We start from the raw sequence: 18543 nt of genomic DNA, 5'->3' as shown, positions 1-18543 counted from the left end.
ATTATGATTTTTTCTTATTCAGCAATTGATCAACATAGTCTTCTTTGTTAACTTGACGTGCACGTGCTACAGATAATGCTTTTGATGGAACATTCTCTGTAATTGTAGAGCCTGCTGCCACATAAGCACCATCTTCAACTGTTACAGGAGCAACAAGGTTTGAATTACATCCAATAAATACCCCGTTACCAATCACAGTTTTAAATTTATTCTTACCGTCATAGTTCACCGTAATTGAACCACAACCAAGATTCACGTCTTCTCCAACTTGTGCATCCCCGATATAACTTAAGTGTGAAGCTTTACTTCTATTACCAAAAACAGTTTTTTTGATTTCCACGAAGTTTCCAACGCGTACTTCATCTCCAATAACTGAATCTGGGCGAATATGTGCAAATGGGCCAACCGATACTTCTGTACCAAGCTTACTATCATGTACAGTAGATTGACGAATTGTCGTACGATCTCCAATTTCACTATCGCGAATTACTGTATGCGGTCCAATCTCACAATCAGAACCAATTACAGTGTTCCCCTCAATAATTGTTCCTGGATGAAGAACTGTATCACTACCGATAATTGCATCAGCAGAAATATACGTGTTACTTGGATCAATAATAGTAACACCATTTACCATGTTCTTTCGGTTGATACGGTTTTTCATAATAATTTCCGCTTGCGATAGAGCGACTCTGTCGTTAACACCTAACGTTTCATCGAAGTGCTCTGTTTGATAAGCTGATACAATATGACCTTCATTTTTTAAAATTTCAATAACATCTGGCAGGTAATATTCACCTTGTACGTTATCATTTGAAACTTTAGAAAGTGAAGCGAATAAAGCTTTATTATCAAAACAATACGTACCTGTATTGATTTCTTTAATAGCTAATTCTTTCTCATTTGCATCCTTATGCTCAACAATCTTTTCAACATGACCATTCTCATTACGAACGATACGACCATATCCAGCAGGTTCTTCTATGTAAGCTGTTAATACCGTTGCCATTGCCCCTGCTTCTTTATGTTGCTGAAGTAATGCTTCCATCGTTTCAGCAGTTATTAGCGGTGTATCACCACAAATAACTAAAGTTGTTCCTTCTTCGTTTGCAAGTACACTTGCAGCTTGATCTACAGCATGCGCTGTACCAAGTTGTTCTGCTTGTAATGCAAACTCACTTACGTTTCCTAGCTGTTCTTGTACCATTTCAGCACCATGTCCTACGACTGTTACAAGTTTCTGCAATCCTAATTGAGATACTTGATCGACAACATGTTGTACCATAGGTTTTCCACATACAGGATGAAGCACCTTGTATAGCTTAGACTTCATACGTGTGCCTTTACCTGCCGCTAGAATCACTGCAAATCTGTTTGACATATAGACCCTCCATCGCAACCTATTTATCCATTAACGATATTATCCTAAATCATCATATATTTCAAGAAACACATTTTAACTATTAAATTTTACCATAATTCTTATAAGATGTTTTACTCTTTAGTATCTTTTTTAAGAAATAAGCTATACTATTTAAAATGATTTTGAAAAAATTAGAAGTTCCCCTCTTTATTTTATTTAATTCGGAATTTTCTAAACGAGATATATGTATAAACACAAAAAAACAAACCCCTGTAAATGCTTACAGGAGTTTGTTGCAAAATTATAGGGCTTCCTTTAAAAAGCCCTTTTCATTCGAATTTTACGAAGCGCCCGCTTCTTCAAACTCAACCTCTTCTAACTCGCCTAAACGATGATACTCTGTTAAAACCGCATCTTGAATTTTAGAGCGTGTACCAGAATTAATTGGATGTGCAATGTCACGGAATTCTCCATCTGGAGTACGTTTACTTGGCATTGCTACAAATAATCCATTATTACCATCAATTACACGAATATCATGAACAACAAATTCATGGTCTAGAGTAATAGAGGCAATTGCTCTCATGCGGCCTTCTGTGTTTACGCGGCGTAATCTTACGTCAGTCACTTCCATCTTGTGTTCACCACCCTTTTCTAAATAAGCGATATATTTGTATAAATTCCACAAAATTTCTATTTTCCCTTTAATTTTTTAAAAATTTTTAAGATAAAAATTTTTAGTGTAATTGAATATAGAGATTAGTGGAGGTTATCGCTTACAAAGAATTACTTAACTAGGGCAATTACTTCAATTTCAACTGAAACATCTTTCGGTAATTTTGCTACTTGTACGCAAGAACGAGCTGGCTTATGAGCAGAGAAATAAGATCCATATACTTCATTAACAGCATTAAAATCATCCATGTCTTTTAAGAATACTGTTGTTTTTACTACCGTATCAAATGAAGCACCTGCTTCTTCTAATACTGCTTGTAAATTTTGAAATACTTGCTCTGTTTGTACTGTTACGTCTCCTGCTACAAGCTCTCCACTTGCAGTCAACGGAATTTGTCCTGAACTGTAAAACATATTATTTACAATAATCCCTTGTGAATATGGTCCAATCGCTTGTGGTGCATTGTTTGTTTGAACAACTTTCATACTTTTCACCCTTTTATTATTTATTTTTACTCTTTAAAAATAGTGCACGAAAAGCAGTTTGTCCATCTATTTTATAACTTATAAATAGAATAAAAAAAGATAAAGCTATTTGCTTTACCTTTTTACTCAGCCTCTACAAGCCCTTCATCAAATGGTGCCAGTGAATAATTTCCCTTTTCCACTTGAATCGCTTTTTCTTTCACATCAACTTCCGATAGACGAATTAATGATACAAAATTATTAATTAGTCTTTCTTCAATATCCGTAGACTCTACTAATACACCAATACCAACAACATTAGCTTTAAACTCTTCTAACATACTCATCATACCTTGAATGGTTCCGCCAGCTTTCATGAAGTCATCAATAATTAAAACATTGGATCCTTCTGGAAGGCTACGCTTCGCTAACGTCATTGTTTGAATTCGCTTAGAAGAACCTGATACATAGTTAATACTAACAGTGGGGCCTTCTGTTACCTTATTATCTTTTCTTGCAATCACTACCGGTACATCTAAGTAGTTCGCCACTGCATATGCAAGTGGGATCCCCTTCGTTGCCACCGTCATAACTGCATCAATTGGTTGCCTAGCAAAAACAGAAGCAAACAAACGACCTGCGCCATTAATATGACGAGGATTACTTAAAAGATCTGTCATATATAAGTAACCACCAGGCAAAATACGATCTGGATTTTCAAATAAGCTACACAGCTCACCAATAATTAGATCTGCCTCTTCTTCACTTATATATGGTATATATTTCACTCCTCCTGCTGCTCCTGGTATCGTTTGCAATGTGCCGACCCCTTGTTGTTCAAACGTTTGCTTAATAATAACTAAATCTTCACTAATAGAAGACTTAGCTGATTGATACCTTTCAGCAAAAAAAGTGAGAGAAACTAGCTGACGAGGGTTTTGTAACAAATAATAAGTCATATCGACCAATCTTGTACTTCGTCTAATTTTCATACTCTCACCTCAAATCACGAATATTCTAAACAAATCATAACGTATTATACGTCTTTATTCAAGCGTTTCTCGCTCTCCTAATAAACGTACTGCGTATACTTGTTCACAAAATCCTTTTAATCCGTTATATATACGATGCATTCGCGAATCATGGTGCACAAGACCGAATACAGTTGGACCACTACCACTCATTAATACGGCATCTGCTCCAAATCGCTTCATCTGTGCCTTAATACGTGCAACTTCAGGATGCATCGCAAACGTTACATCTTCTAAAACGTTACCGACAGTATCACAAATCCCTTTGTAGTCTCCAGCATTTATGACATCCACCATTTTATCTACATTTGGATGTGTAACTCGATTTAACTTTAAATTTCCATACACATCAGCAGTAGATACACCAATATGGGGTTTTGCTAAAATAACCCAACAAGAAGGTGGAGTTTTTATGTGCTCAATCTGCTCCCCTCTTCCAGTGGCAATTGCTGTCCCACCATATACGCAAAACGATACGTCTGACCCAATTTCTGCGCCAAGCTCTGCTAACTGATCAATTGTAAGCCCTAAATTCCATAATTTATTAAGACCACGTAATGTCGCTGCTGCATCACTACTTCCACCCGCTAATCCAGCTGCTACTGGAATCGTTTTTTCAATAGTAATAGATACACCTTTTTTCACATTAAACTTCTCTTTTAATAATTTCGCTGCTTGATAAGCCAGATTTCTTTGGTCGTCTGGGACATACCGATTATGGGATAAAATTTCAATACGGTCTTCTGCTAATTCCATTAGTTCTAAACGATCCGCTAAATCAATTGTTGTCATAATCATTTTCACTTCATGATATCCGTCTTGTCTTTTTCCCAGTACATCTAACGACAGATTAATCTTTGCTGGTGCTTTCACTAGTAGCTTCAATCTATTCACCCACTCTATGTACTCAATCTTTTATCGTTTATTTTACCATAAATTTATAGTAAGACGATGACACTTCCCTAATTATAACGAAAAGCATTCAGAATGAAACTACTTATGTAAAATGATGGCACCTTTTATAGTACAAAAAGCCGAGGAATCACTCCTCGGCTACCGTAGCATAGAAAGTATCTTACAACTACTGGTTTTGTTTCATTAATTGCTGTTCTGCAATTTCTATAGCACGTTTCACCATGTTACCAGCATCTTTCGCACGAATTCCGCCCCATCCTTCTTTCTGAACAACATCATAAAAGCCCAACTCTTTTGCAAGCTCTTCTTTAAATTGATTCGACATGACACCTCTTCGTCTACTCAATGCAGAGTCCCTCCTTATTTTGCTACGGTATCATTAGTATGCAAAATAATATAGCTTTTCATTTGTGGGAATATATGTAACGATACATGAATTATAAAATCACTTCATTATGAGGTTCACCATAAAATGTTAACTCTACTGTCTCTGTTAAAACATCCGCATAACTATACGATACACGTTGTAACGCATCTTCTTGTTGATCCAGTTGTACAACAAAAACAGAACGGTACGTTTCTGCAAGTACACCCGATTGTTCTACAGTTTTTCTTCTCCCACTGTTCGCCTTTAACATCAGTCTCTGTCCAAGATGGTGATCTAATTCGCTTTTAATTTCATCTAAACGTTTTGACATATACTTCGTTACACCTCGCTGTAATTTAGATTGAACACTTAAAACACGATATATCTATCCCAATTATTAACCGCAACTCACAGACAATATCATTATAAAAGCATCATGCGTTCGAATAGATAGAAGAAATACTATATTGTAAAAGTATCATTATGTAGTCTGTGCGTTCTTGTCTCTTTTTATCCAAACTGATTTAAATCCTCTCCAAATAAAAAAGCAAGATACATATGTACCTTGCTTATTCTTCATAATGTTGAAAAGGTAATCCAGTTCGTAAAATCCCCCTCGTCTCAATCCCGCCAAGCCCCTTTTCACCAGTAATCGTATTACGTACAACATCCCATACATTAACCCTTTCCATAAATGACGTAAAACTAATTTTGCCAACCACATATACAGGATCTAGTGCGTGAATATTAATTCTAGATGGAGAACTAGCAAAATTAGCACCTGCTCGGATTAATGCTTCAAAGTGTGATTGACATGCCCCAGCAAAAATAACGAGTTGATCCAACGATGGATATTTTTTTCGCACTTCTCGAACAGCCTGTACAAAATGCCTTGAATGCCTATATGCTGCTAAATCTCCCTTTACGCCTTTTGATTTTGTATACGCATCGTGCCCTGTAATAACTAAAATGTCCGGACGAAAATGATCTATTAAATCTACTACCTTTTCATGCATCTCCGTTTCTTTACAATGAATACCTTGTACAGGAACACCAATTTTATTATATAAATCTAGGCACTTGCGCAAATATAACGGGTCTCCATCTATATGCAAGACACGCCCTGGCATTTGAAAATAATTCACTTCACTTGTATATCCACCAGTTGAAGTGTGTTCATGCCTTTGTTTCATTAATACGTAATCTTGTTGAAACAAACGATACGTCCGCTCCATTGTTTCTTTCTCACGCTTTGCTCTCTTTTTATGTTCTCGTTGATCTATACTAATTAAATCTTCAAGTGGCGCATCTGCCACTAATCTAATTTCCTCTCCAAACAATATAGCTATCTCACCTTTTATTTCTATAATACGAAAAAGGATATCCCTATTATGAGAATATCGTTCCACTAATTCTCCAACATGTAAAGCCATTCTCCTACCTCCAAACTCGTTAGGCCATCTTACCTGTTTTTAAAGTATGAATTTAGGAGGAGAAAGGTGACAAAAGGGACAGTTCAAATTGAACTGTCCCTTTTGTACCCTTATGATAACTTATGAAGAACTAATGCATTACTTAATGTCGCAAACTCTTCGATAGATAGCGTTTCGCCTCTTCGTTTTGGATCAATTCCTACTTCTGTTAAAATCCGATCCAACAGCTCTTTATCTTTCGGGAAACCATTTAAATTATTTGATAAATTATTCATTAAAGTTTTACGACGCTGTGCAAAACTTGCTCGTACTACTTCAAAGAAGAATGTCTCATCTGTTACCTCTACCACTGGTTTAGGACGCTTTAGGAGGCGAATAATTGCAGAATCAACATTCGGTTGTGGCACAAACACTGTACGCGGTACAGTCATAACTGTTTCTACCTCTGTATAATACTGAATAGCAATGGATAAAGAACCATACTCTTTCGTTCCAGGCTTAGCTGCTAAACGATCCCCAACTTCTTTTTGCATCATAACAACGAATCCACGAACCGGTAATTTCTCTTCCAGCAATTTAAATAAAATTGGCGTCGTAATATAGTATGGTAAGTTAGCTACTACCATTACATCTTGCCCTTCTTCAAATTGCTCACTAAACACCTCATGTACATCTGCCTTTAGTACATCTTTATTGATAACAGTAACGTTGCCATATGGAGCTAACGTCTCATCTAAAATCGGTAATAACCTTTGATCAATTTCAAAAGCCACTACTTTTTTAGCACGCTTCGCTAATTGTTCTGTTAATGCACCGATACCTGGTCCAATTTCAATTGCACCACTTTCTGAACCAATTTCAGCGTGATCAACGATACGATTTAATACATTCGTATCAATTAAAAAATTTTGTCCTAAACTTTTTTTGAATGAAAATCCATACTTTTCAACAATATCTTTCGTACGATTTGGCGTTGCGATATCCTTCATTTTCTTTCCTCCTGTATGACTTGCTTATAAGCTTCTGCAAATGATTCTTTTGAAACTTGAAACATTTGTAAACGTTTATGTAACTGTTTTGCGTTTGTATAACCAATCTTTAATAGCTTACCCATTCTTTCTCTGCGACTCTTTGCCATTTCTCCGCCCACTAAACCTGCATCGACTAAATCGCTCCAACTAATTTCACTTGTGTAAGCTTCCATTTCTTCATGTATATTCTCTAAAGCACGGCGAATTGATTCATTAGAAGCATGTTCAATCCCGACACCTTTTTTCCTCTTAGCAAGTGCTTCTTCCTTCGGTAAAAAAGCATGTTTACATCCAGGCACCTTATCAGAAATAATTTTTCGAATACGCTCTCCAGGATAATCCGGATCTGTGAAAATAATAACGCCTCGTTTTTGCAGCGCTAATTTTACTTGTTCAATAACATGATCACCGATTGCTGAACCGTTCGTTTCAATTGTATCCGCATCAACAGCACGCTTAATCGCAACTGTATCATCTTTACCTTCTACAACGATAATCTCTTTAATTTTCATGCTTGCCTCCACACTCGTTTCGTCTCTACTTAGTAAAACAAAAAAATGACGACTTTTCCATTATTATTTTCCCCATTGTTACATTTTAAAAAATAGAATGTCCAAAACTTTGTTCTCTCTCCTTATTGTAACACTTACTCATTCACCCTCGGTTTCTCTACCACTTCTACTATTCTGTTTCTCAAAAAATAAAAAGAATGGGCTCCCCCATTCTTTTTATTCGACACCAAATAAAGCTTTTGCATTCTTAGTTGTTACTTCCGCTACCTCTTCATAAGAAATTCCTTTTAAGTTTGCAATTTCTTCTGCTACGAGTTTTACATAACTTGGTTCATTTCGTTTTCCTCGAAATGGATGTGGTGTTAAATACGGACAATCCGTCTCTATTAACAATTTTTCTAATGGAATCTCAGTAGCAACTTCTTTCGGCTTCTTAGCATTTTTAAATGTAACTGGTCCACCTAACGAAATTAAAAAGTTCATATCAACACATCGCTCTGCTACCTCTACGCTGCCGCTAAAGCAATGCATAATGCCTCCTACTTCAGCTGCATTCTCTTCTTCTAGAATATCAACAATATCTTGGGTTGCATCGCGGTTATGTATAATAATCGGCAATTTTACTTTTTTCGCTAATGCAATTTGTTTACGGAATACTTCTTTCTGTATTTCTTTTGGAGACTTATCCCAGTGATAATCTAAGCCCATTTCTCCAAGTGCAACGACTTTAGGATGAGAAGCAAGTTCTTCTAACCAAGCTAAATGCTCTTCTGTCATGTCGATTGCATCAACTGGATGCCATCCAACCGCGGCATAAATAAAATCATAGGCTTCAGCTAATTCAATCGCCTTTTTTATCGTTACTTCATCAAAACCAACAACAACTGTATAAGTAACCCCCGCTTCTTTCATTCGGGCAATAACTTCTTGTAAGTCTTCTTCAAATTGCTCTGCATTCAAATGTGAATGTGTATCAAACAACATAATACATAACTCCTTTTATATTGAAATCAAATTTATTCTACGCAAATAAGCTCTTTTATAACTTAACGATAACAATACTACAATCTTAATGCAAAAATTGAGAGTGTAAAAAGAAAAAAGACGCTTCACACATGTTACACGTGAAACATCTCTTTTCTTGTCTTAATTACTTAATTTTTGTACCATTTGGTAGATTTTGGTCAATAGATGCTAATGACAATACGCCATTCTCTTCACCCGCTAAAATCATACCTTGCGATAATTCACCGCGTAATTTTACAGGTTTTAAATTTGTTACACAAATAACCTTTTTACCTTTTAGGTCTTCTGGCGAATAGAATTTTGCAATTCCAGAAACAACTTGACGCTTTTCTGTACCTAAGTCTAGTTGAATTTTTAACAACTTGTCTGCTTTTTTCACAGGTTCCGCAGATAGAACTTCAGCTACACGCAATTCTACTTTAAAGAAATCATCAATTGTAATTTCTTCTGCCTTCGGTTCTTCTTCTTTTTTCTCTTCTACTTTAGGAGCAGAGGCTTTCATTTGTTCTTTAATGTACGCCACTTCCACGTCCATTTCTAAACGAGGGAAAATTGGTTGTCCTTTTTCTACTTTTGTTCCAGCTGGAATACAGCCGATTGTAGATAGGCTTCCCCAAGATATATGTGCTTCATCAGTAAGGCCAAGCTGAGCAAACATTTTGCTTGGTGCTACTGTTAAGAATGGCATAAGCATAATACCCGTTTGACGAAGTACTTCTGCTAAGTGAGCCATTACAGAGGCTAACTTTTCGCGATCATTCTCATCTTTCGCTAATACCCACGGTTGTGTTTCGTCAATATATTTATTCGTACGGCTAACCAATTGCCAAATTGAGCTTAGAGCTACAGAGAATTCCATATTCTCCATTGCTTCTTCAACTTTTTTCAATGTATCTTTCGCAAATGTTACTAACGTTTCATCAAATTCCGTTACATTTTCTTTAAATGCAGGGATTTCTCCGTTAAAGTACTTATCAATCATAGCTACTGTACGATTTAATAAGTTACCTAAGTCATTTGCTAAATCGAAATTAATACGCTCCACAAATCCTTCTGGTGTGAATACGCCATCAGATCCAAATGGAACTTCACGAAGTAAGTAATAACGTAATGCATCTAATCCGTAACGATCAATTAATGTAACTGGATCTACTACATTTCCTTTTGACTTACTCATCTTTCCATCCTTCATTAAAATCCAACCGTGAGCAAAGACTTTTTTCGGAAGAGGTAAATCTAATGCCATTAAAATGATTGGCCAATAAATCGTATGGAAACGAACGATTTCTTTTCCAACTAAATGCACATCTGCTGGCCAGAACTTCTTATACATCTCTTCATTTTCTGTTCCATAACCTAATGCTGTAATGTAGTTAGATAATGCGTCAACCCATACGTAAATAACGTGTTTCGGATTACCTGGAACACGAACTCCCCAGTCAAATGAAGTACGGGAAACTGCTAAATCTTCCAATCCTGGTTTAATAAAGTTATTAATCATTTCATTCTTACGAGACTCTGGCTGAATGAAATGTGGATTCTCTTCATAGAACTTTAATAGTCTGTCAACATATTTACCCATTCTAAAGAAATATGATTCTTCACGAACAAGTTCTACATCATGACCACTGTCCGGACTTTTTCCCCCAACTACTTTGTCACCTTCCATAATTGGATCTACTAATTGATGCTCTGTATAGAATGTCTCATCTTGTACAGAATACCAACCTTCATATTCATCAAGATAAATATCACCTTGATCTACTAGTTGCTTGAAGATTTTTTCGACAACATCTTTATGACGATCTTCCGTTGTACGGATAAAGTCATCATAGGAGATATCCATCTTCTCCCAAAGTTCTTTAATTCCTGCAACGATGTTATCCACATATGCTTGTGGTGTAACATTTAATTCTTCTGCTTTCTTTTGGATCTTCTGTCCATGCTCATCAGTTCCTGTTAAATAATGAACATTATATCCTTGCATACGCTTATATCGTGCCATCGCATCTCCTGCTACTGTTGTATAAGCATGTCCAATGTGTAATTTTCCACTTGGATAATAAATTGGGGTAGTAATATAAAAGGATTTGTTTTCCTTTGTCATTGTTTTGGACCTCCCGGATAACCTCATATGTATTTATAAATAGTATATCAAAAACTTATATATAAAGTGAAACTTTAATCTGTGAGGGTCTTGTTCATTCCCACGGATTATCAACCCACACCAATCGGACTTTTACGAGCAATCCGACTTCCACTTAACTTCTTTGGCCCAGCCGAATTTAAAATTTAGAATCTTACTACTCGTTAATGCAGGATAAAAACAAGTTCATATTTTTATATTTATCATCTATTACTCATATTTCAAGAAAATATACAGTCATTACCTATAATTTCTTGATTTTTCCGAAAATAAAGTGAAATAATAGTAGAAATTACTCAAACTCTATTATATATAAGAAGTAAGAAATCTATAAATCTTTTTAAAAAATATAGAATTAAAGAATTGACGGAAATGTAAATGATTGGTATCATATGTCCATAGGGTATTTTGTCGAAAAATGACGAATCTAAAAATAGACTCGAAACTTATAAACTATTTCTTTAGGAGGAAAAGAATTATGAAATCTACTGGTATCGTTCGTAAAGTTGATGAATTAGGTCGTGTAGTAATTCCGATCGAATTACGCCGTACTTTAGGTATTGCAGAAAAGGATGCTCTTGAAATCTATGTTGATGACGAGAAAATCATCTTAAAAAAATATAAGCCAAACATGACTTGCCAAGTAACTGGTGAAGTATCTGATGGTAACCTATCTTTAGCTGAAGGTAAAATTATCTTAAGCAAAGAAGGCGCTGAGCAAATCTTAAACGAGCTTCAAGATTATATCGAAACAGCAAAATAAGCTTCTCAATTATGAGAAGCTTATTTTTTATCGACATGATAGATTTGATATACATCGCGTTTCGACAAATCTCGATCTTTAGCGACTGTTTTTATCGCCTCTTTTGAATTCATACCTTTTTCGTTTATATAATGTTCAATATGATTATATACTGAAATAGATTCCCACCATTGTTCTTCTGGAGCAGGTTCTTCCGTTGAACCAGCTACTAAAATACAAAACTCACCACGAACTTCATTTTGTTTCGTCCACTCAATTGCTTCTTCAACTGTTCCTCGAATAAATTCCTCGAATTTTTTCGTTAACTCTCGGCATAATACGATTTCTCTATTTCCCAATACTTCTTGCATCGAGATTAAAGTATCATCCAGGCGGTGAGGCGCTTCATAAAACATCATTGTAGTTTGTATGTAACGAAGCTTCTCTAACTCCATTTTTCTTTCTTTTTTATTTCTTTGTAAAAACCCATAGAAATAAAACTGTTTTGTTTCAAGTCCTGATGCAATTAATGCTGTAAGGGCTGCATTTGCCCCAGGAAGCGGGATTACATGATATTGCTCAGCTACTGCCTCGACAACAATATCATAGCCTGGATCGGAAATACACGGCATACCAGCGTCACTAACAAGTGCTATAGTCTTTCCTTCATCTAACTTCTCTAATATTTTCTTTCCACTTACTTCTTTATTATGCTCGTGGTAACTCATAACAGGCGTTTCAATTTCAAAATAATTACAAAGTTTTTTCGTTTGTCTCGTATCTTCAGCAGCAATTAAATCCGCTTCTTTTAAAATTCGGATTGCACGAAATGTCATATCTTCTAAATTTCCAATAGGAGTTGGTACTAAATATAAAACTCCCTTTTCACTTTGTTGAAAGCTTTTTTGTTGCCACATAGCGTTCTCCTTTTTGCATATATTCTTCTTTTTGTTTTCTATTTAATTGCTTAAAATAATACTCTGCTTGCATAGCTGTACGCTTATCTTCATGAAATTCTACGTATTTTAAAGCAACAGGAAGTCTAGCACGCGTATACTTAGCCCCTTTTCCGCTATTATGGGTCTCAATCCGCTTCTCTATATGATTTGTATATCCAGCATAGTAACTTCCATCAGAGCACTCCACTACATAAAAACAATGCTTATTCTTCTCCATATAAAATCGAGCGAATCTCCTTTGTATATTCATTATTTTCTTCATATACAAAAAGAGGTGGCAATATTTTCAAATCTGCGTTTCCGTCCTTAATTCCTTCAATTAACAATGTATTCGCTTCTTTCCCTGCCTTAGGATAAACAAATCGTACACGCTTCGGTTCAATTTTGTATTTACGCATTAATGTAACAATATCTAATAAACGACCTGGACGATGTACAAATGCTACTTTCCCGCCTTGCTTTACTAGCTGACTACTTGCAGATACAACATCCTCTAGTGTACACATAATTTCATGACGAGCTATCGCTAAATGTTCATTCATATTTTTTTCAGAAGTTGCAGGTGTTTGGAAATAAGGCGGATTACATGTGACAACATCATATTGATGACGCCCAAGTTTCTCCGGCATATCTTTCAAATCCCCGTGTATTAAGTGAATTCTTTCTTCCAACTTATTGTATTGGACACTTCTTATTCCCATATCATATAAGCGTTCTTGAATTTCTACACCAGTAATATTCCCTTTCGTCCTTGTACTTAATAGAAGGGGCACAACTGCATTACCTGTACACAAATCAAGTAAATTACCTTTTTGAATTGGCACCCAAGCAAAGTCTGCAAGTAAAACAGCATCTAACGAGAAATTAAATACTGATGGGCTTTGTATAATCTTCAAATCTTGTGCTAATAAGTAATCTAAACGTTCATCTTCATATAAATTCATATGTTGCTCCTTTTCTTACACTTAACCTACCCTATTTCATCTTCTACTAATAAAAAACATATTCGATTCTACTCTCATGTATAAAAAATTACCTTTCCAATTATTATTGGAAAGGTAATTTCACTTTTTATTTAAAAATGACAGGCAGAATAAACAATCTCCCTCTTTACGTACACTTCCATAATGCAGATTACAAATATGAAAACCTTCTTGATATAGTCTTGCTAAATTATCGTAGCCTTCACCAATATCTGTCTTCGGCTTCACTTCTTTACGTTTTTGAGTTTTTTGTTTTTCTTTAATCTGTACTTCTTCAAAGCGGTGTCGCAAATTTTCATTTTCCATTTTTATATGTTGGTTTTCTTCCAGTAACTCTGCAAGATGTTGTTTTAATTCTCCCAACTGTTTGTATAAATGTCCAATTTGCTCTTCCATACTAGAAACCGATGCAAAAATATCTTTTTTCTCCACAAGCACCCACCTCATTAATCTGTGGTTTGACTCGAAACGACCCCTTTATTCACTAACTCATCTAACGTATATTCTACTATCCGTTCCTTGTCTACTAGTTCCACTTGAATTAATCTTTCTAAAATATTTAATCCGATAACACGGCCAGTACCATGCGGGGTTTGTATACGTTGATCTAAATCAGGAAGTTGTTCCTTTGCTGCCTCATATTCATCGTTCTCATATTTTAAGCAACACATTAAGCGACCACATAAACCAGAGATTTTTGCAGGATTTAATGATAAATTTTGATCCTTTGCCATCTTAATGGATACAGGTTCAAAATCCCCTAAAAAAGTAGAACAACAAAGCATACGACCACATGGACCAATACCACCAAGCATTTTCGCTTCATCACGAACACCGATTTGTCTTAGTTCAATTCTTGTCCTAAAAATTGCTGCTAAGTCCTTCACTAGTTCGCGAAAATCAATCCGACCATCCGCAGTAAAGTAGAAAATAATTTTATTGCGATCGAACGTATACTCTACATCTACAAGTTTCATATCAAGATTATGTTCTACTACCTTTTGCTGACAAACTTGATATGCTTCTTTTGCAGCATGTTTGTTCTCTTCAACAATGGTACGATCGTTTTCATTTGCAATGCGAATAACCTTTTTTAGTGGTAATACAACGTCGTTTTCATCAACTTGCTTTTTGGTAATAACTACTTTTCCGTATTCAATACCTCTTACCGTTTCTACAATTACAAACTCATTTTCAGAGATATCGAACTGATTCGGATCAAAGTAATACACCTTTCCGGCCTTCTTAAAGCGAACACCTACTACATCATACAAAACGGTCATCCCTCCTGCAACCGCAACACTAACTGTTCGAACACAAGCTGCGCATTTACATTAGCGTTGATTCTATTTTTTGCCTCTAATATATTAAAGAGAGCTGATACAATGCGCTTCTGAGCGTAGGAGAAAGATTCAAACATCTCTTTCTGCTCATGAAAAACAAGACGATCTTCTTCTCCAAGTTGAACATATAATAAATCCTTATAAATAAGGAGTAACATATCTAAACCTTGCTGTAATTGCTCTTTCTCTCTAAAGTGTTTTCCCCATTTTTCTTGTACAAAAAAAATAGAGGCTTTATCTTTTTCGAGCGCTTCACATAATTTTATCACTAAAGCTCGTGCTTGTGCAAACCATTCATCACTACATAAAGCTAAAGCTTCATCAAAACTATTCGTAAGTTGTGCAGCAAGTGTTGATAAAGATGCCGTAATACCTTCATCCTGTAATCTTCTAATTAAAGATTCCGTAGGTAACGGTCTAAATGTAACAACTTGACAGCGAGATAAAATCGTATTTAAAATTTGATGACTTTGTTCAGTAAGTAGAATAGCTGTTGTATCACTACTTGGTTCTTCTAAAAATTTCAACAGTGTATTCGCTGCGTTTGCCGTCATACGGTCTGCGTGCTCAATAACATATACTTTTTTATTTGCTTCTAATCCTGTTTTGGAAAACTCTTCTTGTAAATCATGAATTTGCTGCTTCTTAATAGATAATCCGTCTGGTTTTACAATATGTAAGTTTGGGTGGTTACCTGAATCAATTCGCTTACAATTTGTACATACATGACAAGGTTCTACCCCATTCCGCTGAGAACAGAGGAAACTCTTTGCCATTTGAATTGCTGTCGCAAACTTTCCCGTCCCTTTCCCTCCCTCTAACAAGTAAGCGTGGGATATACGCTCTTTTGCGATGCTATTCATCAACATTTTTACACCGATGGGTTGTATAGCAGAAAGCTGCTCCCACGTCTTCATCATAATGCATACCTCACTTATTTCATTCTTTCCTTCTATTATAACAATTTATCTTCTATAACCTGAATAACTTCTTCTATAAGTTTTTCCATTGGTTGATCAGCATTTACCAATACAATACGATCCGAGAAACGTTCTACAACTTGTAAATACCCTTCACGCACACGTTTATGGAAAGAGATATCTTCCATATCTAACCGATTCACTTCACGTCCTGCATCTTTTGCAATTCGAGCTAAGCCAACCTCTGGCTCAATATCTAAGTAAATTGTTAAACTAGGCATACAGTCCTCTGTTGCGAAACGATTTATTTCAAATACTTTATCCATACCTAATCCTCTTGCATATCCTTGATATGCTAAAGAGCTATCTATAAAACGATCACATAATACAAGGTAATCCTCATTAAGTGCCGGCATAACTTTTTCTACTAAATGCTGTCTACGTGCAGCAGCATATAACAACGCCTCTGTACGTGCTTCCATCATCGTATATTCTTGTTTATGCAAAATCGTTCTAATATCCTCAGAAATTGCAATACCACCTGGTTCTCTCGTCGCCATTACCTTTTGTTCCTTTTGTTCAAAGTATGGCAATAAACCTTGAATTAGCGTTGTTTTACCCGAACCTTCTGGACCTTCAATTGTTACAAATAATCCCTTCATTCTAAAACCTACTTTCTATATCATACACTTTCATATATTTCGTGCTGCCTTGAAAACGAGCGCCAGCTTTCTCTAAATGCATAATTTGCTCTTTATGTTCTGAAGTAATTCTTTCCCCATACATAATCAATGGAATACCAGGTGGATACGGAATTACCATTTCTGCTGCTACCATCCCAACTGCTTCTTCTACAGATACTACTTTTGTTTCGTATTCTTCCAATTGTTTATATGTATACGGTAAAGGAGAAATTTCCCCTTTATAAGTATAACGAATAGATTCCGTCTTGTCTTTCACCTCATAATATTGCAATGCCACTCGGATCATCTCTATAGCCTTCATATATGTCTTATTTACTTGCAAAGGCAAAATAAATAAGACATTATATGGATCTGCCATTTCTGTATATATACCAACCTTTTCAAATAAAGACTGTAATTCGTATCCTGATAATTGACAACGCGTCTGTACGGTAACTTTTAGCTCGTCTTGTAATGGATATTGTAAAATAGCTATTTGTGGAATAGCACTCAATTCTTCTTTAAATTCCCGTAAAAACTCGACAATTTCATCATGTCCCTTTTCTTTTATACGCGCTATCGTAAAGCGTGCAATATCAAGAGAAGTCATAATTGGATACGATGGACTACTAGATTGTAGCATACTTAAATAAGTAGAAACTTTTTCTTCTTTCACTAAGCGACTATTTATATGTAAATAGGATCCCATCGTCATTGCGGGTAATGTTTTATGCGCAGAATGAACTACAATGTCTGCACCATATGCTAACGCTGACTTTGGAAATGCCCCGCCTAAACAAAAATGAGCTCCATGTGCTTCATCTACTAACACAGGAATTTTATGTGCATGTGCATAAGCGATGCTTGCCTCTAAATCCATACCCATACCATAATAATTAGGATGCGTTAAAATGAGTGCTTTCGCATTCGGATATTTTTCAATTGCTTCCTTAATAATCTCATCATGAATTCCCACTGGTACGTTATAAGCCTCATCAATCCATGGATCTAAAAAAATAGGATTTGCTCCCGCTAACTTTAAACCATTAATAATGGATTTATGACAATTTCTTTGTACAAGAACAATATCATGTTCCCCACAACAAGACAAAATCATTGCTAGATTCCCGACTGTTGAGCCATTAATTAAAAAATAACTTTTGTTCACTCCATATACATCAGCTAATAATTGTTGTGCCTCATCTATACATTCAAACGGACTATGTAAATCATCTAATCCTGACAACTCAGTTACATCGATAGATAGTATATCTTTAAACTCTCCTACCGCCTCCTGAGGGAAGTTTAAACCATTTTTATGACCTGGGACATGAAAGGATAACGGCCTTCTTTCTTTAAACTCTATTAATGCTTCATATAAAGGTATGCGATTTTGATTCATCTATATCTCTTCCTTATTATTTCATTCTTTATCTATTATACAGAACAAAAAAAATAATAGGCATATGCCTATTTAAAAATATGATACTTCTAATTTCCGAAGCTGTTTTAAATAATATATATACTTCGGATCATTTGTTTCCGTATTCACCATGTCCTTTTCACATTCATAACATATTAAATTATTATAAACATATATCCCTTCTTTTCTTTCTGTCTCACAAACAATACAAACTTCGTTTTGTGATTTCATATCTTTCCCTCCCTATTTAAATGGACATATTTTATACTTCTATTCCTTAACAATTTACAGAAAAATATACATCAATCTCTTATATAATATGATTCATCCTTGGGCAACGTGTTTGTATTACCATTACTTCTTTTTGCATACTGTTTGAAAACACAAAAAAACACAAGTCTTTTGACTTGTGTTTTTAGTTGCTTGGCGACGTCCTACTCTCACAGGGACAAGGTCCCAACTACCATCGGCGCTAGAGAGCTTAACTTCCGTGTTCGGTATGGGAACGGGTGTGACCTCTCTGCCA

General features: G+C 35.6%; 22 protein-coding genes and 1 rRNA gene. 1 reads left to right on the top strand and 22 read right to left on the bottom strand.

Features of this window, described 5'->3' with window-relative positions:
- Position 1 precedes the first annotated feature (1 nt).
- The 12 genes from glmU to metG all read right to left on the bottom strand — a co-directional run bounded on the left by glmU (position 2) and on the right by metG (position 10925).
- On the bottom strand, positions 2 to 1381 hold the full coding sequence (glmU, locus tag PDQ40_RS26920; protein ID WP_000071036.1) for a bifunctional UDP-N-acetylglucosamine diphosphorylase/glucosamine-1-phosphate N-acetyltransferase GlmU: 1380 nt from the start codon (positions 1379 to 1381) through the stop codon (positions 2 to 4).
- Positions 1382 to 1703: 322 nt separating this feature from the next.
- Positions 1704 to 1997, bottom strand: coding sequence for a septation regulator SpoVG (gene spoVG / locus PDQ40_RS26915; protein ID WP_000454041.1), 294 nt, complete (start codon positions 1995 to 1997; stop codon positions 1704 to 1706).
- A 152-nt stretch (positions 1998 to 2149) separates the two neighbouring features.
- Positions 2150 to 2524 (bottom strand): RidA family protein, encoded by a 375-nt coding sequence (locus PDQ40_RS26910; protein WP_000869808.1) that lies wholly within the window; start codon positions 2522 to 2524, stop codon positions 2150 to 2152.
- A 122-nt stretch (positions 2525 to 2646) separates the two neighbouring features.
- Entirely contained in the window at positions 2647 to 3495 is an 849-nt protein-coding gene (gene purR / locus PDQ40_RS26905; RefSeq protein ID WP_000702473.1) for a pur operon repressor, read from the bottom strand.
- Positions 3496 to 3549: 54 nt separating this feature from the next.
- A complete protein-coding gene (gene ispE / locus PDQ40_RS26900) occupies positions 3550 to 4419 on the bottom strand; it encodes a 4-(cytidine 5'-diphospho)-2-C-methyl-D-erythritol kinase (RefSeq protein ID WP_000772094.1) in 870 nt (289 codons plus the stop codon).
- A 196-nt stretch (positions 4420 to 4615) separates the two neighbouring features.
- Complete coding sequence (gene sspF / locus PDQ40_RS26895) at positions 4616 to 4795, bottom strand: acid-soluble spore protein SspF (RefSeq protein ID WP_001985066.1); 180 nt, start codon at positions 4793 to 4795, stop codon at positions 4616 to 4618.
- 91 nt (positions 4796 to 4886) lie between these two features.
- On the bottom strand, positions 4887 to 5147 hold the full coding sequence (gene veg, locus PDQ40_RS26890; protein ID WP_000044349.1) for a biofilm formation stimulator Veg: 261 nt from the start codon (positions 5145 to 5147) through the stop codon (positions 4887 to 4889).
- 238 nt (positions 5148 to 5385) lie between these two features.
- Entirely contained in the window at positions 5386 to 6249 is an 864-nt protein-coding gene (yabG, locus tag PDQ40_RS26885; protein WP_001173738.1) for a sporulation peptidase YabG, read from the bottom strand.
- A 110-nt stretch (positions 6250 to 6359) separates the two neighbouring features.
- Positions 6360 to 7238: a 16S rRNA (adenine(1518)-N(6)/adenine(1519)-N(6))-dimethyltransferase RsmA gene (gene rsmA, locus PDQ40_RS26880; RefSeq protein WP_000651552.1), complete on the bottom strand. Its 879-nt coding sequence runs from the start codon at positions 7236 to 7238 to the stop codon at positions 6360 to 6362.
- Positions 7235 to 7792 carry a ribonuclease M5 gene (gene rnmV / locus PDQ40_RS26875; protein WP_000692830.1) on the bottom strand — a complete coding sequence of 186 codons (558 nt, stop codon included), beginning with the start codon at positions 7790 to 7792 and terminating at the stop codon, positions 7235 to 7237. Before rnmV ends, rsmA begins: the two co-directional genes overlap by 4 nt.
- A 216-nt stretch (positions 7793 to 8008) precedes the next feature.
- Positions 8009 to 8776 carry a TatD family hydrolase gene (locus tag PDQ40_RS26870; RefSeq protein ID WP_000895831.1) on the bottom strand — a complete coding sequence of 256 codons (768 nt, stop codon included), beginning with the start codon at positions 8774 to 8776 and terminating at the stop codon, positions 8009 to 8011.
- A 166-nt stretch (positions 8777 to 8942) separates the two neighbouring features.
- Positions 8943 to 10925 (bottom strand): methionine--tRNA ligase, encoded by a 1983-nt coding sequence (gene metG, locus PDQ40_RS26865; RefSeq protein ID WP_000159679.1) that lies wholly within the window; start codon positions 10923 to 10925, stop codon positions 8943 to 8945.
- A gap of 517 nt (positions 10926 to 11442) precedes the next feature.
- Between metG and PDQ40_RS26860 the strand changes: the two genes are divergently transcribed.
- Entirely contained in the window at positions 11443 to 11727 is a 285-nt protein-coding gene (locus PDQ40_RS26860; protein WP_000843036.1) for an AbrB/MazE/SpoVT family DNA-binding domain-containing protein, read from the top strand.
- A gap of 20 nt (positions 11728 to 11747) precedes the next feature.
- Here the strand turns inward: PDQ40_RS26860 and rsmI are convergent, their stop codons facing one another.
- The 10 genes from rsmI to rrf all read right to left on the bottom strand — a co-directional run.
- A complete protein-coding gene (gene rsmI / locus PDQ40_RS26855) occupies positions 11748 to 12623 on the bottom strand; it encodes a 16S rRNA (cytidine(1402)-2'-O)-methyltransferase (RefSeq protein ID WP_000267828.1) in 876 nt (291 codons plus the stop codon).
- Complete coding sequence (locus tag PDQ40_RS26850) at positions 12592 to 12882, bottom strand: GIY-YIG nuclease family protein (protein WP_000414340.1); 291 nt, start codon at positions 12880 to 12882, stop codon at positions 12592 to 12594. Before PDQ40_RS26850 ends, rsmI begins: the two co-directional genes overlap by 32 nt.
- Positions 12869 to 13609: a tRNA1(Val) (adenine(37)-N6)-methyltransferase gene (locus PDQ40_RS26845; RefSeq protein ID WP_001055351.1), complete on the bottom strand. Its 741-nt coding sequence runs from the start codon at positions 13607 to 13609 to the stop codon at positions 12869 to 12871. The genes PDQ40_RS26850 and PDQ40_RS26845 overlap by 14 nt, the downstream gene beginning before the upstream one ends.
- Positions 13610 to 13729: 120 nt before the next feature.
- Complete coding sequence (yabA, locus tag PDQ40_RS26840; RefSeq protein ID WP_000412056.1) at positions 13730 to 14080, bottom strand: DNA replication initiation control protein YabA; 351 nt, start codon at positions 14078 to 14080, stop codon at positions 13730 to 13732.
- 14 nt (positions 14081 to 14094) lie between these two features.
- Positions 14095 to 14922: a PSP1 domain-containing protein gene (locus PDQ40_RS26835; RefSeq protein WP_000272429.1), complete on the bottom strand. Its 828-nt coding sequence runs from the start codon at positions 14920 to 14922 to the stop codon at positions 14095 to 14097.
- Positions 14923 to 14927: 5 nt separating this feature from the next.
- Positions 14928 to 15911 carry a DNA polymerase III subunit delta' gene (gene holB / locus PDQ40_RS26830; protein WP_000978582.1) on the bottom strand — a complete coding sequence of 328 codons (984 nt, stop codon included), beginning with the start codon at positions 15909 to 15911 and terminating at the stop codon, positions 14928 to 14930.
- A 35-nt stretch (positions 15912 to 15946) separates the two neighbouring features.
- Positions 15947 to 16573 carry a dTMP kinase gene (tmk, locus tag PDQ40_RS26825; protein ID WP_000677229.1) on the bottom strand — a complete coding sequence of 209 codons (627 nt, stop codon included), beginning with the start codon at positions 16571 to 16573 and terminating at the stop codon, positions 15947 to 15949.
- A gap of 1 nt (position 16574) precedes the next feature.
- Complete coding sequence (locus PDQ40_RS26820) at positions 16575 to 17996, bottom strand: aminotransferase class I/II-fold pyridoxal phosphate-dependent enzyme (RefSeq protein ID WP_001075268.1); 1422 nt, start codon at positions 17994 to 17996, stop codon at positions 16575 to 16577.
- A 72-nt stretch (positions 17997 to 18068) separates the two neighbouring features.
- Positions 18069 to 18248: a sigma factor G inhibitor Gin gene (locus PDQ40_RS26815; RefSeq protein ID WP_000842028.1), complete on the bottom strand. Its 180-nt coding sequence runs from the start codon at positions 18246 to 18248 to the stop codon at positions 18069 to 18071.
- Between the two features lie 190 nt (positions 18249 to 18438).
- Positions 18439 to 18543 (bottom strand): 5S ribosomal RNA (rrf, locus tag PDQ40_RS26810); the annotation flags it as partial.

Source organism: Bacillus cereus group sp. Bc061 (assembly GCF_027715825.1).
Taxonomy (GTDB): domain Bacteria; phylum Bacillota; class Bacilli; order Bacillales; family Bacillaceae_G; genus Bacillus_A; species Bacillus_A paranthracis.
This window is presented reverse-complemented; position numbering and strand designations above follow the sequence as displayed.

Bases quoted from the DNA above. Each gene is read 5' to 3' on its own strand.
- PDQ40_RS26845 (WP_001055351.1), bottom strand. From the start codon at position 13,609: ATGAATTTATATGAAGATGAACGTTTAGATTACTTATTAGCACAAGAT.
- PDQ40_RS26815 (WP_000842028.1), bottom strand. From the start codon at position 18,248: ATGAAATCACAAAACGAAGTTTGTATTGTTTGTGAGACAGAAAGAAAA.
- tmk (WP_000677229.1), bottom strand. From the start codon at position 16,573: ATGAAGGGATTATTTGTAACAATTGAAGGTCCAGAAGGTTCGGGTAAA.
- glmU (WP_000071036.1), bottom strand. From the start codon at position 1,381: ATGTCAAACAGATTTGCAGTGATTCTAGCGGCAGGTAAAGGCACACGT.
- rnmV (WP_000692830.1), bottom strand. From the start codon at position 7,792: ATGAAAATTAAAGAGATTATCGTTGTAGAAGGTAAAGATGATACAGTT.
- PDQ40_RS26820 (WP_001075268.1), bottom strand. From the start codon at position 17,996: ATGAATCAAAATCGCATACCTTTATATGAAGCATTAATAGAGTTTAAA.
- holB (WP_000978582.1), bottom strand. From the start codon at position 15,911: ATGATGAAGACGTGGGAGCAGCTTTCTGCTATACAACCCATCGGTGTA.
- PDQ40_RS26870 (WP_000895831.1), bottom strand. From the start codon at position 8,776: ATGTTGTTTGATACACATTCACATTTGAATGCAGAGCAATTTGAAGAA.
- spoVG (WP_000454041.1), bottom strand. From the start codon at position 1,997: ATGGAAGTGACTGACGTAAGATTACGCCGCGTAAACACAGAAGGCCGC.
- rsmI (WP_000267828.1), bottom strand. From the start codon at position 12,623: ATGTGGCAACAAAAAAGCTTTCAACAAAGTGAAAAGGGAGTTTTATAT.
- PDQ40_RS26910 (WP_000869808.1), bottom strand. From the start codon at position 2,524: ATGAAAGTTGTTCAAACAAACAATGCACCACAAGCGATTGGACCATAT.
- PDQ40_RS26860 (WP_000843036.1), top strand. From the start codon at position 11,443: ATGAAATCTACTGGTATCGTTCGTAAAGTTGATGAATTAGGTCGTGTA.
- veg (WP_000044349.1), bottom strand. From the start codon at position 5,147: ATGTCAAAACGTTTAGATGAAATTAAAAGCGAATTAGATCACCATCTT.
- yabG (WP_001173738.1), bottom strand. From the start codon at position 6,249: ATGGCTTTACATGTTGGAGAATTAGTGGAACGATATTCTCATAATAGG.
- rsmA (WP_000651552.1), bottom strand. From the start codon at position 7,238: ATGAAGGATATCGCAACGCCAAATCGTACGAAAGATATTGTTGAAAAG.
- purR (WP_000702473.1), bottom strand. From the start codon at position 3,495: ATGAAAATTAGACGAAGTACAAGATTGGTCGATATGACTTATTATTTG.
- metG (WP_000159679.1), bottom strand. From the start codon at position 10,925: ATGACAAAGGAAAACAAATCCTTTTATATTACTACCCCAATTTATTAT.
- PDQ40_RS26850 (WP_000414340.1), bottom strand. From the start codon at position 12,882: ATGGAGAAGAATAAGCATTGTTTTTATGTAGTGGAGTGCTCTGATGGA.